The 15,335-nt window shown below is 70.5% G+C and carries 10 protein-coding genes; 6 read left to right on the forward strand and 4 right to left on the reverse strand.

The genetic code is table 11. From position 1 onward, the window contains the following. The 3 genes from FJV41_RS30310 to FJV41_RS30320 form a co-directional block, all read right to left on the reverse strand. The coding region (locus FJV41_RS30310; RefSeq protein ID WP_246137516.1) for a serine/threonine-protein kinase at positions 1-1,455 on the reverse strand (1,455 nt) is incomplete at its 3' end. 29 nt (positions 1,456-1,484) lie between these two features. Beyond that, complete coding sequence (locus FJV41_RS30315) at positions 1,485-2,582, reverse strand: 6-phosphofructokinase (protein WP_141646067.1); 1,098 nt, start codon at positions 2,580-2,582, stop codon at positions 1,485-1,487. Positions 2,583-2,723: 141 nt separating this feature from the next. Beyond that, positions 2,724-3,206 carry a hypothetical protein gene (locus FJV41_RS30320; RefSeq protein WP_141646068.1) on the reverse strand — a complete coding sequence of 161 codons (483 nt, stop codon included), beginning with the start codon at positions 3,204-3,206 and terminating at the stop codon, positions 2,724-2,726. Between the two features lie 116 nt (positions 3,207-3,322). Between FJV41_RS30320 and FJV41_RS30325 the strand changes: the two genes are divergently transcribed. The 5 genes from FJV41_RS30325 (at position 3,323) to FJV41_RS30345 (ending at position 8,731) form a co-directional block, all read left to right on the forward strand. Next, positions 3,323-4,039: a hypothetical protein gene (locus tag FJV41_RS30325; RefSeq protein WP_246137517.1), complete on the forward strand. Its 717-nt coding sequence runs from the start codon at positions 3,323-3,325 to the stop codon at positions 4,037-4,039. A 227-nt stretch (positions 4,040-4,266) separates the two neighbouring features. Then, positions 4,267-5,607, forward strand: coding sequence for a S1C family serine protease (locus FJV41_RS30330; RefSeq protein ID WP_141646069.1), 1,341 nt, complete (start codon positions 4,267-4,269; stop codon positions 5,605-5,607). Continuing rightward, entirely contained in the window at positions 5,595-6,560 is a 966-nt protein-coding gene (locus FJV41_RS30335) for an FHA domain-containing protein (protein ID WP_141646070.1), read from the forward strand. The genes FJV41_RS30330 and FJV41_RS30335 overlap by 13 nt, the downstream gene beginning before the upstream one ends. 102 nt (positions 6,561-6,662) lie before the next feature. Then, a complete protein-coding gene (locus FJV41_RS30340; protein ID WP_246137518.1) occupies positions 6,663-7,799 on the forward strand; it encodes a DUF4130 domain-containing protein in 1,137 nt (378 codons plus the stop codon). Between the two features lie 125 nt (positions 7,800-7,924). Then, the gene (locus FJV41_RS30345; protein WP_141646071.1) at positions 7,925-8,731 is read left to right on the forward strand and encodes a hypothetical protein; all 807 of its coding nucleotides are present in this window, start codon (positions 7,925-7,927) and stop codon (positions 8,729-8,731) included. A gap of 30 nt (positions 8,732-8,761) precedes the next feature. Here FJV41_RS30345 and FJV41_RS30350 read toward each other — a convergent pair whose 3' ends face one another. Then, positions 8,762-9,742: an aldo/keto reductase gene (locus FJV41_RS30350; protein ID WP_141646072.1), complete on the reverse strand. Its 981-nt coding sequence runs from the start codon at positions 9,740-9,742 to the stop codon at positions 8,762-8,764. A gap of 255 nt (positions 9,743-9,997) precedes the next feature. Between FJV41_RS30350 and FJV41_RS30355 the strand changes: the two genes are divergently transcribed. Beyond that, positions 9,998-15,331 (forward strand): non-ribosomal peptide synthetase, encoded by a 5,334-nt coding sequence (locus FJV41_RS30355; protein WP_141646073.1) that lies wholly within the window; start codon positions 9,998-10,000, stop codon positions 15,329-15,331. Positions 15,332-15,335: the final 4 nt, after the last annotated feature.

Raw genomic sequence — 15,335 nt, forward strand, 5'->3', positions numbered from 1 at the left:
GGGGGAGGTGGCTTCGGGGGTGTGGCCCGGGGGGAATCGCGACGGATCGGCGCTCCTCGTGCGAGCACCGTCGGTCGGCGCGGCGGGACGAAGGTTCGGTCGGCTAGCCGTGTCCACGGTGCCGGAGCCGGGGGGCTCGTGCGCGTCCGTGCCCGGGTTTCCCGCGCCGAGTGTTCCCTCGGGGCTGGAGTTTCCGACCCCGCCGTTCGCGCCATCGTGACTGGTGTCGCCGGAGCCCGGGTTGACGCCCTCGTCGCCCTTGGGAGGGCTGTCCGTGCCCGGCTGGAGGGCCGCCGCATCCGCGCGTGCGTGGTACGCCTTGTAGGCGCCCAGGCTCACGGCCGTGGCGGTGAGCAATCCCACCGCCAGCCGGATGCCGCGCCGCCGCCAGGTCTTCACGCGCTGCGCGCGCTGGATGCCCTTGAGCAACCCGAGCGCCCGAGCGTTCTGCGCGTCCAGCGCCAGCACGTGATTGAGGCTGCCGAGCGCCCTCGACGTGCGCTTCTCCGAGAGCAGCCGCTCCCCTCGCTCCAGCAGCCTGGCGACGATGCGCTGCCGCGCCAGCTTCCGGTACGACGGTGGATCGGCGAAGAACGACACCAGCTCCTCGCCCACCCGGGAGAAGCCCAGGCCCGCGAGGTAGTCCGCCAGCGCGTCACGCAGTTTGCTGGCGTCCGGATAGCGCTGCTGAGGATCTCTCTGGAGACAGCGCGCGCAGATGTCCGCCAGCTCGTCCGACAGGGCGGGGAGGCGGCGGCGCGGATCCTCGTAGTCACCGTCGAGGATGCGCTTGAGCGTGGCCGTGGTGTTGGGCGCGGAGAAGGGCAGCCGCCCCGTCATGGCCGCGTAGAACATGATGCCCACGCTGAAGACGTCCGCCTCGGGGCCCGCCTCCAGGCCCTCGATGATTTCCGGGGACATGTGCGCGGGCGAGCCCACGAGCGAGCCCGTCACCGTCATCCGCTCCTCGATGTCGAGCAGCCGGGCGATGCCGAAGTCCATGAGCTTGAGGATGCCGTCCTCGCGCACCATGACGTTCTCGGGCTTGAGGTCGCGGTGGATGACGCCAGCCTCGTGCGCATGCGCGAGCGCCGCCGCCAGCTCGTGGATGATCATCGCCGCCAGCTCCGGCGGATCCAGCGGACCTTCGTCCAGGACCGTCTTGAGCGTCCGGCCGCGGATGTACTCGGTGACGATGAACGCGTCCTGCGCGTCCGCGGCGGAGAAGTCGAACACCTCCAGGATGTTGGGGTGGTGCAGCTTCGCCACGGCGCGGGCCTCGCGGGCCAGCCGCCTGCGCGACTCGTCCTTGCCGGCCAGGTGCGGGTGAAGCACCTTCACCGCGACTTCACGGTCCAGGGCCGTGTCGAGCCCTTTGTACACGACGCTCATGCCCCCCGAGCCGAGTTGCTCGAGGATGCGATAACGACCGATATGGCGGCCGACGAGCGTCATGACATGCGGCGGTTGTGCCTGCCCCTCCCTCAGTCCCCGAAGCTGATGCCCATGCTCTTGGCGAAGCGCACCAGTTCGCCGGATGGGTCCACCCGGCGCTCCTTTCGCGACTCGCTCAGAGGTACAGCGACGAGCTGCCCGGCGCGCAGGGCCACCATGTGGTCCCACTGTCCGTCGCGCACCAGGTCCAACACCCCACAACCATAGCGCGTCGCCAGCACGCGGTCCGCCGCGCTCGGACTTCCTCCTCGCTGGAGATGCCCCAGCACATTCACCCGAATCTCCGCCTCGATGTGCTGCGCCAGCAGATCCGCGCACACCTTGCCGGAGCCGCCCAGTCGCACCACGCCTCGCCCGGGGACGTCTTCGGCCCGGTCCAGCACGGCCAGCGTGCCGCCCACGGGGAACGCGCCCTCGGAGATGGCGATGATGGAGAAGCTGCGGCGGCGGGTGGCGCGGCGGCGCAGCTTCTCCACGATGGCCTCCACCCGGTACGGAATCTCCGGGATGAGGATGACGTCGGCCCCGCCCGCGAGCCCGCTCTCCAGCGTGAGGAAGCCCGCGTGGCGACCCATGATCTCCACCAGCATCACCCGGTCATGGGCCTCGGCGGTGGAGTGCAGCCGGTCCAACGCCTCCGTGACGATGAGGCGCGCGGTGTCGAAGCCGAACGTCTGGTCCGTCCCGCTCAAGTCATTGTCGATGGTCTTCGGACAGCCGACCACCTTGAGGCCCTTCTCGCTCAGTCGGTGGCCAATCGACAGCGTGCCGTCACCACCCACGGCGATGACTCCGTCGAGCTTCAGCGCCTCGCAGCGCCGCAGCACCGCGTCGGACACGTCGCGCTCCACCCAGTGGCCACCTTCGCGGAAGGCGTAGAGGAAGGGGTTCGCGCGGTTGGACGTGCCGAGGATGGTGCCGCCCTTGGGCAGGATTCCCCGCGTGTCCTCCTCGGTGAGGGGACGCGTGAGGTCTGGCTCCACCAGCCCCATGTAACCGTTCTCGATGCCCACGAACTCATGGCCGAACTCATGCGTGCCCCGCTTGACGAGGCCACGGATGAGCGCGTTGAGCCCGGGGCAGTCTCCGCCACCGGTGAGGACTCCGAGTCTCAGGGAACGGGCCATAGGGGTCGGACGCGGGTGTCAGAGGGAGGGTGGCCCACCATGACAGCGACGTCGGACCTGATGATAGGAGGCCCCGGAGCCGGGGTGCAACGCGCGAATCATTCGGCAGGTCGGATTTCCGAGTGGAAACGCGAGCTTCCATCAGTCCCGCTTGAGGCGGCGACGAGAAGCGACCCTGTCGAGGAGGGCTTGAAGACGGGGCTGAGGGGCCTTGGGAAGGGCCTTGTCTGTCGGTGACTGTAGGGGCATCTCCCGGGCCATCTGGAAGACCTCGAGCAGCCGTTCCTTGAAGAGCTCGTTGTCCGGACGCTCCTGGAGGGCGCGGCGATAGGCGGCGGCGGCCCCCACGTAGTCCCCGAGGGCGAACAGGCGCTCACCCTCTTGCGCGGGTGAGGAGGGACCGACCGGCAGCTCCGGCTCCTCGGGCGGGCGAGCGGCCTCCAGCTTCTGGAGTTCCAGGGGGAGCAGGGACTCGCGCACGTTGGCGAGCTTGTCGGCGAGCGAGGCGTCATCCGGGAAGGCATGGGTGAGCGTCTCGTAGAGGTCGACCGCCTCGACGAGCTCGCCACGGCGCAGGGCTCGGTCGGCGCGTGCCTCCATCTCCACCCGGGCTGCAGGAGTCATCTGGGCGCGAGGTTACCCGCGCCGCCCGGGGATGTCACAACGAAGGCATGTGAGCGGTGACTTCGCCGCGCCCGGGGGGCACGGGGTATCCGTGGGTTCGTCGTTTCTCGGGGCCCATGACCTGGCCTGCGGATGTGACGCGGGGGGCCTATGCTCGCGGCGTGAATCTCGCGTGGGCGGCTGGAAGCTGGTTGCTGCTGTCGGGCGCGCTCGGCTCCGAGCTGCGTCGAGACGGCTACGTGCTGCGGCCGCCGGAGCGTTTCCACATGGTGCGGTGGGAGCCTTACGTGGGCTCGGTGGCGGGAGCGGTGTCGCTCGACGCGGAGGCGACGCGGAGCCTGTCGGCGGCGCTGGCGGATGGGGAGGGGCCCGAGGCGGCGACGATGCTGGTCTCGGTGGTGGAGCGGAGTTTCTCCGCCAGTCCTTCGGAGCGGGATGACTTCGCGTCGGCGGTGATGCAGCACTTCCAGCGGGAGCTGGGGGTGACGCTGTCTCCGGAGCGCGTGGACCGGGTGGGTGGAATCGTTCCGCGAGTGGAGGTGCTGGGCACGCTGCGCGAGGCGGGACAGGTTCGCACGGTGCTGGTGGCGGGGCTCGCGTCCGAGGGCCGGCACGCGGTGGTGGTGGTGAGCGCGCCCGCGGTGCGCTGGGAGTCGCTGGCGCCGGGGGTGCGCGCGTCGCTGGATACGTTCCGGTTGGAGGCGACGACCGCGCCGGGCGTGGTGCCGCGCCGGGTGCTGGGTGCGCTCGCGGGAGCACTGGCTGGGGCGCTGGTGGCGTCGTACGCGGCGTGGCGCAGGATGCGGGCGGGGCAGGGTACTTCCGAGGCGTGACGACGCCCAGAGCGCTTGTCGCGAGGTCGGCAATCGGGGACGGGCACCGGATTCCCTAAACCTCGCGTACCCCCCGCGAGGCACCTTCGGCGGGGCGGAACCTAGTCGCTGGCAGGCACGCCGCCAACAGGGCAGGTGGGTCGGCGAGCGCACGCGGGCCTCATGCTCCGGGCCGTGCGCGACTCGGTGCCCAGGCGCTCGGTGCTGGGATAGCGTGCGCGGCATCCATGTTCGTCCTCCTCCTCGTCGCCGTGCTTGGGCAGGCGCCGTCGGTCGCTCCCTCGGAACCGGGCGTGCAGTCCCCTGCTCGAAGCGAACCCGACTCCGCGCCTGCTCCCGCGCCCGAGTCCCCTCCGGCCGTGCTGCCTCCGGCCACGCACGAGCTGTTCCAGCGCATCCAGAACCGCGTCGCCCAGGTGCGCATCATCGAGCGGCGCTCGGGTACGCGCTCGTCCATCGGCTCGGCCTTCTTCGTCTCGGCCAGCGGACACGCCATCACCAACTACCACGTGGTCTCCGACGTGGTGCTCCACCCGGAGGACTACACCGCGGAGCTCGTCCTGCGCAGCGGCGGCGAACCCGTGCCGGCGCGCCTGGTCGACGTGGACGTCGTCCATGACCTGGCCGTCATCCGGATGGATGACGTCGTGAAGGACTTCTTCGCGCTGGAGGATCGCGAGCCGCAGCAGGGCACGCGCCTGTTCGCCATGGGCAATCCCCATGACCTGGGAACCACCATCGTCGAGGGCACCTACAACGGCTTCATCCAGGACTCGCTCTATGAGCGCATCCACTTCAGCGGCGCCATCAATCCGGGCATGAGCGGCGGGCCCACGCTCACCGGACAGGGGCGCGTGGTGGGCGTCAACGTCGCCACCATGGGAAACCAGCTCGGCTTCCTGGTACCGGTGAAGCACGCGAGCGCGCTGCTGGCGCGCGCGCTGGAGGTGAAGCCGGACGAGGCCCGCACGCTCGTGGACACGGTGCGCGCGCAGCTCGTCGACAACCAGCAGCGCCTCACCGAGCAACTGATGGCGGCCCCGGTGCCGAAGCAGAAGCTGGGCAGCTACCAGGTCCCCGGCCGGTGGATTCCCTTCCTCAAGTGCTGGGGCGACACGCCGCATGACCCGGAGGTGCCCTACACGGTGACGAACTACCAGTGCTCCTCGGAGGAGGACATCTACCTGTCCTCGCATCACCGCACGGGCGTGGTGGCCTTCCTGCACCAGCAGGCCTCCAGCCAGAAGCTGGGCGCGCTGCGCTTCTCCTCGCTCTACAGCGCGCTGTACGCGCAGGACCCGGACACGGTGGAGGCCTCGCGCGAGGACGTGACCAACTTCCGCTGCACGACGGAGTTCGTGGACGTGGAGGGCCTGCCCGTCCGCGCCGCGCTGTGCCTGCGCGCCTACAAGCGCTTCCCGGGCCTTTATGACCTGGTGCTGCGCGCCGCCGCGCTCAACGCCAGCACCAGCGGCGTCGACACCAGCCTCACGCTGGGCGGCTTCACGGCGGACAACGCGCGCAAGCTGGCGCGCCGCTACCTGGAGGGGCTGTCGTGGACGAAATGATCTTCCTGGAGGTGCTGGAAGGGGATTCCGTCCACGAGCGCCACCGCCTGGAGCGCTTCCCCGCGACGATTGGCCGGGCGTACTCGAACGACGTCATCCTCGATGACCCCAAGGTCTCCCCCGAACACCTGCGCATCGAGCGGCGCGAGGACGGCGCGCTCGTGGTGCGGGATGTGGGCAGCCACAACGGCACCTGGCGCGTGGAGCCCTGGGCACCGCTCGCCGAGCTGGAGCTGGCGCCCGATACGCGCGTGGCCGTGGGTGACACGGTGCTGCGCTTCCGGCGCAGGGACCACGCCGTGCCCGGCACCGTCATCACCTCGGCCGTCGCCCCCCGGGAGCGCGTGTTCGAGCACGCCCGCGCGTTCCCCATCGCGATGCTGGCCCTGATCTTCGTCAGCTCGCTCGAGACGCACCTGGGCAACTACGGCCGCACGGACTGGGGCGAGCTGACGGTGGCCGTGGTGACGCCGCTCACGCTGACGTTGCTGTGGGCGGGGGGCTGGGCCGTCGCCAGTCGCATCTCCCGCCGCAGGTTCCACTACCGCACGCATGCCACCATCGGCAGCCTGGTGCTGCTGGGGGCCGTGGCGCTGCCACCGCTCGTGTCGGCGCTGGGCTTCAGCCTGGGGCTGGGCTCGGGCCTGTCCTGGCTGCACCACGCGACGTTCCTCTCGCTCATGGGCTGGGGCCTCTTCTGGCACCTGCGCTACGTGGCACGGTGGGAGCCCGCGAGATTGGTTCGAGTGCTCGTCGTGGTGACGCTCTCCTTCGGCGCCCTGTCCCGCGCGAACGACCTGCTGGGCAACGAGCCCTTCAGCACGTCGCTGGACTTCCCGCGCACGCTGCTGCCGCCGGCCTTCCGCATGACCCGCGCCCAGCCCGTGGAGTCCTTCTTCGAGGAGATGGAGGGGCTCCAGCAGCAGGTGGACGCGCTCGCGAAGGAGGAATAGCCGCGAGGGCCCGACGACTTCACGGGTGGGATGGTGATGTCAGACCTGGAAGGTAGAAGCCTTCCACGCGCGCGAGCACCCTCCACGGGTGGCTCGCGGCGTGTGTCGCTGAGCGACCAGGAGGTCCAGGTGCGGGTGAGCGTGGCGCCGGAGCTGGCATCGTTTCGGGAAGTGGCGCGGGGGCTGTTGGCGCGGTGTCTGCCCCCGGAGCGGGTGTCTTTCGAGGAAGCGCCGGGCCCGTGGGATGGACGGGTGGATGCGCTCTTGAGCGGCATGGGCACCGGCGCCCTGCCGGTGGTGCCCCGGGACTTCCTGGGGCTGGCGGAGAAGGTGGTGTGTCACCGGGAGCCGGAGCGCTGGGCGCTGCTGTACCGCGTGCTCTGGCGGCTGACCCACGGGGAGCGGTGGCTGCTGGAGCGGGAGGTGGACCGGGACGTCCAGCGGCTGCGGCGGATGGAGCGCGCGGTGCGGCGGGACGTGCGCAACCTCGTGATTCGCGTCCGCTTCCGGCGGGGAGCGTCCGACGGCGCGGAGCGGTATGTCGCATGGTACCGGCCGGAGCACCTCGTCGTCAGGCTGGCGGCGCCCTTTCTCGTGGGGCGCTTTCCCACGCTGCGCTGGAGCCTCTTCACCCCGGACGCCAGCGCCCACTGGGACCTGGCGCGCCTGAGCTACGGCGCGGGACTGGCGTGGGAAGCGCCGCCGCAAGCCCCGGCGCGGAGCACGGCCGCGCGCAGGTCGCGGACACCGTCAGAGGGGACTCCGGTGATGATGGTGGGGGACGTGCCCGACACGCGGGAGGACGGTGACGTGCCGTGCTTCGTGGGGCCGGCGGGGCGGTTGTTGGAGGTGGTGCTCTCACGGGCGGGGCTGAAGCCCACGGACCTCCATGTCTCGCGGGGACCTCCGCCGGACGGGGACGCGGAGGCCGCGGGCTGGCGGGAGGCGCAGGCGTTCCGGGAAGCGCTGGCGTCGGAGGTGGCCTCGGTGCGCCCGTTGTTGATGCTCGCGCTGGGCAGCACCGCGGGCCAGGCGGTGCTGGGGCCGGGGTTTCGCCTCAACCTCAACCGGGGACAATTCGTCCAGACGCCCTGGGCACGCGGCGCCATGGCCACCTTCGCGCCCGCGGACGTGCTGCGCCGGGCGGACCCTCGCGAGCGCGCGGAGCTGCGCATCCACTTCGAGGCGGACCTTCGCTCGGCGGCGCAGTGGCTGCGACACGCCGGTCGGCGCGGGTAACGTCTGGACGCGGCTGCCATATCGTTCCCCGCGGGGATGGTTGCTCCGTGGTTTGCTCGCTGGGACGGGTCGCAGCGAGGGGCGTAAACTCGGAGGACGCAAAGCCCACGACAAGGGGACCTTCGATGCGCCGCTCCTCACTGACCCTGTTGCTGCTCCTTTCCGCCGCGTGCGCCCGCTCGCCCCTGGTCCGCCAGGGGTTCCCCGTCATCGTCGCCACGCCGGCGCTCGCGCAGCAGTCTGGCTTCGCGCCCTGGGCCATCTCCATGCCCTTCGGACACGCGCAGGACGGCAGCACGCTGGTGCTGCGGTTCCTGGAGCGCGCGGAGACGTCGGGCGCGCGCTACGTCAGCAACGTCCAGGTGGTGTTCATGGCGGACGACGGGGGCACGGACCTGGAGTGCCGCACGCACCTGATGCCCGAGGGCCCCGTGCCGCCATGGAAGACCCTGGTCCGCACCGCCATGGCCGCGGGGGAATACGCGCCGCTGCGGGTCATCCGCCGCCCCATCCCGTACACGATGACGCAGTGCCGGGAGCATTGGGTGTCCACCACGGTGACGGAGGCCACCCGGTCCGGTCCCAGCTCCGCTCGGGGCGCGGCCGTGTTGATGACCACGACCTCCATGACGTCGCGTCCCGAGATTCGCTGCGAGCCCGTGACGGCGACGCGCATCCTCTCCCGGTATGCGTTCGAGGACGCCGTCGACTACGTGCCCCCGCGCATCGAGCGGCTCATGGAGTCCCGCCCGGAACTGAAGCTCCTGGAGACCGAGGCCGAGTGTCTGCCGAGAGACCCGCTGGCTCCTCGCACCAACCGCATCGAAGCGCTGGCCTATGGCGGCTCTGGCCCGCGAGCCGCCTTCCTGGATGTCCCTCCGGTCGCGCCCGCGCGTGCGCCGAAGCCCGCTCCCACCCAGGTCGACCTCTGAGGTCGACCCGGTACCGTACCGCCGCGCGGCTCACATGCCGCGCAGCGCGTGGGGCTGGTAGGGCGCCTCCAGGGCCTGGAGCTCCTCGGGCTGGAGCTTGAGGTCCACCGAGCGCATGGCGTCCTCCAGGTGCTCCAGCTTCGTGGCGCCGATGATGGGCGCCGTCACCACGGGACGCGACAGCAGCCACGCCATGGCCACCTGGGCCGGAGGCACGTTGCGCGCCTCGGCCACCCGCCGCGTGGCCTCCACCACGTCCCAGTCTCCCGCCTGGTCATACAGCACCGGCGCGTACGCATCCGTCTTCGCGCGCGGCGTGGCGTCCCGGTCTCCCAGCGACTTGCGCGTCCCCGCGAGCAACCCGCGCGCGAGCGGAGACCAGGGGAGCACGCCAATGCCCTCCGCCTCGCACAGCGGCAGCATCTCCCGCTCCTCCTCGCGATAGACGAGGTTGTAGTGGTCCTGCATGGACACGAAGCGGGACCAGCTGTTCACGTCCGCCACGCCCAGGGCCCGCGCGAACTGCCACGCATACGTGGACGACGCGCCCAGGTAGCGCACCTTGCCCTGGCGGACGAGCTGATCCAACGCGGACAGCGTCTCCTCCACCGGCGTGTGCGGGTCCATCCGGTGGATCTGGTAGAGGTCGATGGTCTCCATGCCCAGCCGCTTCAGGCTGGCCTCGCACGCCTGGACGATGTGCTTGCGGGACAGGCCGCGCATGTTGGGGCCATCGCCCATGGGGAAGTACACCTTGGTGGCGACCACCACTTCTTCCATGCGCGCGTAGCGTCGCAGCGCACGGCCCGTCACTTCTTCGCTGACACCCAGTGAGTACATGTCCGCGGTGTCGAAGAAGTTGATGCCCATCTCCACCGCTCGGCGGAAGAACGGCTGCGAGGCTTCCTCGTTGAGGACCCACGGGCGCCATGAGGGGGTGCCGTAGCTCATGCAGCCCAGGCACAGGCGTGAGACGCGCAGGCCGGTGCGGCCCAGTTGCGTGTACTTCATGGGGAGCTCCTCTCGTCGGGTGTCGACGCGGCACATCGCCACGAACGTTCGTGAATATGCAACCGGTCAACACCGATGTGCTGGGTCATTCGTGATGACACGACTTTTCTGGATGCCGAGAATCCATTAAAAGTAGGGGGAATCCAGGGGGCGTCGGTCGGTGCAGCAAGGTCAACGCCCCCGGGTTCACGGGACGCGTGTGTGCCGGGCTGAAACGGCTTCCGTCCTCCTGAAAATCCCCCCGGGACACTCGACATGCACTTGCCGACTCGCGCTGCCCCCGCCTCCGCGTTCGTTCGTCCCGAGAACGCTACCCTCGTCGACGTGTGCCGTGCCCGGGCGGTGTCTCAGCCCTCCGACTCCATCTTCACGTTTGTCGACGAAGAGGGGGAGCACACCGTCACCTATGCTGAACTGGATGCGCAGGTGCGCGCGGTGGCGGCGCGGCTCCAGCAAGAGATGGCGCGAGGAGACCGGGCGCTGCTCATGTACTCGCCAGGGCGCGAGTACGTGGTGGGCTTCCTCGCGTGTCTGTATGCGGGCGTGGTGGCGGTGCCCGCATATCCGCCGGATGTGATGAGACTGGGGCGCACGCTGCCCCGGCTCCAGGCGCTGGTGGCGGACTGCGGCGCGCGTGTGGCGCTCACCACGTCCGGAATCTCGGAGCTGGTGGGGCCGCTCACCGAAGGACTGGATGACCTGCGGGCGCTGCGCTGGTTGTCGACGGACACGGTGCCTGTCGGTGAGGCCGCGTCGTGGCGCGATGCGGGCGTGCGCGAGGACACGGTGGCGTTCCTCCAGTACACGTCGGGCTCCACCGGCTCGCCACGCGGCGTGGTGCTGGCGCACCGCCAGTTGATGCACAACTGCGAGCTCATCTCCCGAGGGTTCGACGCGAAGCCGGATCCGAGGTTCGTCTCGTGGCTCCCGCCGTACCACGACATGGGGCTGATTGGCGGCATCGTCCATCCGCTGTTCCGGGACATGCATGCGTCGCTGATGGCGCCCTTGTTCTTCCTCCAGCGGCCCATGCGGTGGCTGGAGATCATCTCGCGCCACGGCGGCACGGTGAGTGGCGGGCCCAACTTCGCGTTCGATTTGTGCGTGCGCAAGAGCACGCCGGAGGAGCGGGCCGCGCTGGACCTCAGTCGCTGGGAGGTGGCGTTCTGTGGCGCGGAGCCGGTGCGCGCGGAGACGATGGACCGTTTCGCGGAGGCCTTCGCGCCCGCGGGCTTTCGCCGCCACGCGCTCTATCCCTGTTACGGCCTGGCGGAGGGGACGCTCATCGTCACGGGCCGCCAGCGCGTCGCGGAGCGTCCGGTGGAGTTGGTGGTGAAGAGCTTCTCGCGCGAGGGCCTGGAGCGGGGCGAGGCGCGAGCACCGGAGCACGCCGACGCCGGAGCAGTCCTCGTGGGCAGCGGCGAGGTGCTGGGCGCGCAGGAGCTGCGCGTGGTGGACCCCCAGACGCGCGAGCCGAAGGCCCCGGGCCAGGTGGGCGAGCTGTGGGTGCGCGGGCCCAGCATCGCGGAGGGTTACTGGCAGCGCCCCGAGGAGACGGAGCGTGACTTCCGGGGCCGCCTCGCGGGGACGGGCGAGGGGCCCTTCCTGCGCACGGGAGACCTGGGCATCGTCGAGGACGGCGAGGTCTTCGTCACGGGCCGCTTGAAGGACGTGCTCATCCTGCGCGGGCGCAACCTCTACCCGCAGGACCTTGAGCTGACGGTGGAGCGCGGCCACCCGGCCCTGCGCCCGGGGTGTGGCGTCGCGTTCTCGGTGGAGGCGGAAGGGGAGGAGCGGCTCGTCATCGTCCAGGAGGTCTCCGGAAAGGCGGCCGAAGGGGGCATCATCGACGAGGCGCTCGCGCGCATCCGCGCCACGCTCGTCGAGGAGCACGGCGTGGCCGCGCACGCGGTGGTGCTCATCACGTCGGGCAGCCTGCCCAAGACGTCCAGCGGCAAGGTGCAGCGGCGCGTGACGAAGCAGGCGTTCCTCACCGACGGCCTGGAGGTCGTGAAGGAGTGGCGGGAGAGCCGCGCGGACGTGCTCGCGCGGGACGAGGTGGCGAGCGCGTCCGAGGCGCTGACTTCGGGAGACGTGTTCTCGTGGCTCGCGAGCGAGGTGGCGCACCGGCTGGGTGTCTCCGCGAGCACGCTGGATGCCGATGCGCCGCTCACGCAGTACGGCCTGGACTCGCTGCGCGGGCTGGATGTGATGCACGCGGTGCAGCAGACGTGGCGCGTGTCGCTGCCCCCGACGTTGTTGCTGCAAGGGCCGAGTCTGCGTGACGTGACGGCGTGGGTGGAGCGCTCGAGGAACTCGGTGGTGGAGTCGTCCACTCCAGCGGTGTCGGAGGACGCGACGCCGCATGTCTCGGACGGTCAGCGCGCGCTCTGGTTCCTCCAGCGCATGGCGCCAGGAAGCACCGCGTACCACATCGCGCGCGCGATGCGCCTCGCTCCGGACGTGGACCTCGGGGTTCTGGAGCACGCGTTCTCGGTGCTCATCACCCGCCATCCTGCCCTCGCGTGCGCCTTCCCCGAGGAGCGCGGCGAGCCCGTGCTGCGTCCCGCCGCCGCGCCCGTGCTGGAGCGCGAGTCAGCCGGAGGGTGGACGGAGGGGGCCTTGCGCGAGCGGTTGGAGGTGGAGACCCACCGTCCCTTCGACCTGGAGCGCGGGCCCATGATGCGCATGCGCGTCTTCACCGACGTCGCGGGTGGACCGGTGCTGCTGCTCGTGTTCCACCACCTCATCACCGACTTCTGGTCGTTGGAGGTGATGGCCGAGGAACTGGGCCTCCTCTACACGTCCGGTCTCCAAGGCGTGGCTCCGACGCTGCCGCCACCTCCGGCTCGCGTCGCGCCCATCCTCCGCGCGCAGGAGGCGCTGTACTCCGGTTCACGAGGCGACGGGCTCCAGGCGTGGTGGCGTGAGCAACTGAGCGGAGAGCTGCCGGTGTTGGAGTTGCCCACTTCGCGTCCACGGCCTCGGCTCCAGTCCTTCCGAGGCGCGGCTGTGACTTTCCGAGTGGAGGCGGAGACCGCCTCTCGCCTGGTGTCGCTGGCGAGCGCGCGCGGTGCCACGCCCTTCATGGTGCTCCTGTCCGGCTACCTCGCCTTCCTGCGCCGCTACACGGGACATGAAGACCTCCTGGTGGGGACGCCGACGGCGGGTCGGGCACGCGCGGATCTGGCTCGACAGGTGGGCTACTTCGTCAACCCCGTGGCCCTGCGCGCCACCGTGACGAAAGGGCTGTCGTTCTCCGCGCTGCTGGCGGAAGTGCGCGGCACGGTGCTGTCCGCGCTGGAGCGGCAGGAGCTGCCCTTCGCTCGGCTCGTCGAGCGGCTCCAGCCTCGGAGGGATGCGTCGCGCGCGCCCGTCTTCCAGACGATGTTCGTGTTGCACTCCGGGCGTCCGGGCCGTGAAGCCCTCGCGCCCTTCGCGCTCGGAGGCGAGGGGACGCGGGTCCGGTTGGGTGCGCTGGAGCTGGAGTCCGTACCGCTGCGCAATCAGGCCTCGGCCTTCGACCTGACGTTGTCGATGGCGGAGTCGCGAGGTGGCTTCGCGGCCAGCCTGGAGTACTGCACCGACCTCTTCGATGCCGAAGTCGTGGAGCGCATGGCCAGTCATCTGGGCGCGCTGTTGGACGCGGCGTCGCGGACTCCCGACGTTCCGGTGCTCGACCTGCCGGTGCTGGATGAGGAGGAGCGGAGCGCGGCGCTGGCCACCGGCCGAAGGCGCGCGATGTCCGAAGCCCCTCCGGTGACCGGACTGCACGAGGCCTTCGAGTCCTGGGTGGCGAAGACACCCGAGGCCGTGGCCCTGGTCGCGGGCACGTCGCGGTGGACCTATCGCGAGGTGAATGACTGGTCGGACCGTGTCGCCGCGAGGCTGCGCTGTCAGGGCGTCGGTCCGGAGTGCCGTGTCGGTGTGCAGATGGAGCGCGGGGGCCCCGAGGCGCTCATCGCGTTCCTCGCGGTGTTGAAGGCCGGTGGAACGGTGGTGCCGTTCGACGCGGGCTACCCGTCGGAGCGAGTTGCGTGGATGTTGAGCGACGCCGGGGCGCGCTGGTTGCTCGTCCACGAGCGGCTCGCACGGCGGCTGACCCTGCCCGAAGCCGTGACGACGCTGCTCTGGGAGGAGCACGGAGCCCGGGACACACGTGACGGGGAGTCGCCGTTCGAAGCACGACCGCTGCCCTCGTCGGACTGCACGGCGTACATCATCTACACCTCGGGGAGCACGGGACGTCCGAAGGGCGTGATGATCTCTCACTGGAGCGCCCTGCAGTTGGTCGAGACGATTCGACAGGGCTTCGCGTTGGCCCCCGGAGCACGCGTGCTCCAGTTCGCGTCACCGGCCTTCGACGTCTCCGTCTGGGAATACATCCAGGGCCTGATGACGGGTGCGACGCTGGTCCTGCCTCCTCCGGGCGAAGTGCTCGCGGGTGAGTCGCTGCACCGGGTGCTGCGAGAAGAACGCATCACCCTCGTGACGCTCCCTCCCTCCGCCTGCACGTTGCTGCCGGAGACACCGCTTCCCGACCTGAAGACGCTCGTCTCCGCGGGCGAGCACTGTCCGGAAGACCTGGTGACCCGCTTCGCGCCGGGGCGGGTGATGCTGAACGCCTATGGGCCTACCGAAGTCACGGTCTGCTCGGCGTGGTCCACGTGCGTGGTCGGAACCGGGGCGCCGGACATCGGCCCGCCCTTGCCGCACGTCGATGCCTACGTGCTCGACGAGGCCCTGCGGCCTGTTCCTCCTGGGGTGACGGGGGAGCTGTTCCTGGGAGGCCCGGCCGTCGCACGCGGCTACGAAGGACGCCCGGACCTGACGGCGGAGCGCTTCGTCCCGGACCCGTATGGCTCACGTCCTGGGGCGCGCCTGTATCGCACCGGGGACCTGGCGCGCTGGCGTCCCTCTGGCCACATCGACTTGCTGGGCCGCGTGGATGCGCAGGTGAAGCTGCGCGGGTTCCGCATCGAGCCGGGCGAGGTGGAGGTGGCCCTGCGCGAGCTGGCGGGAATGCGGCAGGCCCATGTCCGAGTGTGGCGCCCGCCGGCGGGTGGAGAGCCTCGGCTGGTCGCGTACGTGGTGCCCCCGGACGGCGGGATGCCGACGCCTGGAGAGGTGCGAGCGAGCCTTCGCGCGCGCCTGCCCGAACACCTGATTCCCGCGGACCTCGTCACCCTGGAGGCACTGCCGTTGTTGTCCAGCGGCAAGGTGGACACGCGGGCCCTGCCGGCTCCGACGCGAGCGGCGCCCTCGGAAGGTGCTCCGCGCACACCCTTGGAGCAGACGTTGGTCCAGGCATGGGCTGAGACGCTCGGGTATCCGACGGTGAGCGTCCACGCCCACTTCTTCGATGACCTGGGCGGCAGCTCGCTGTCGGCGGTGCGCGCGTGCGCGCGGCTGCGCGAGGTGCTCGGGCGGGATGTTCCCGTCACCCATTTCTTCGAGCATCCCACCGTCCATGCGCTGGCGCGGAGGCTGTCCTCCGAGTCGGAGCCTGGGACGCAGACGGTAAAGCATCAGGAGCGTGCGGAGGCCCGTCGTCAGGCCCTCCAGCGTCGCGGCGGAAGGAATACCTGAGAAC

This window comes from Myxococcus llanfairpwllgwyngyllgogerychwyrndrobwllllantysiliogogogochensis (assembly GCF_006636215.1).
GTDB lineage: Bacteria > Myxococcota > Myxococcia > Myxococcales > Myxococcaceae > Myxococcus > Myxococcus llanfairpwllgwyngyllgogerychwyrndrobwllllantysiliogogogochensis.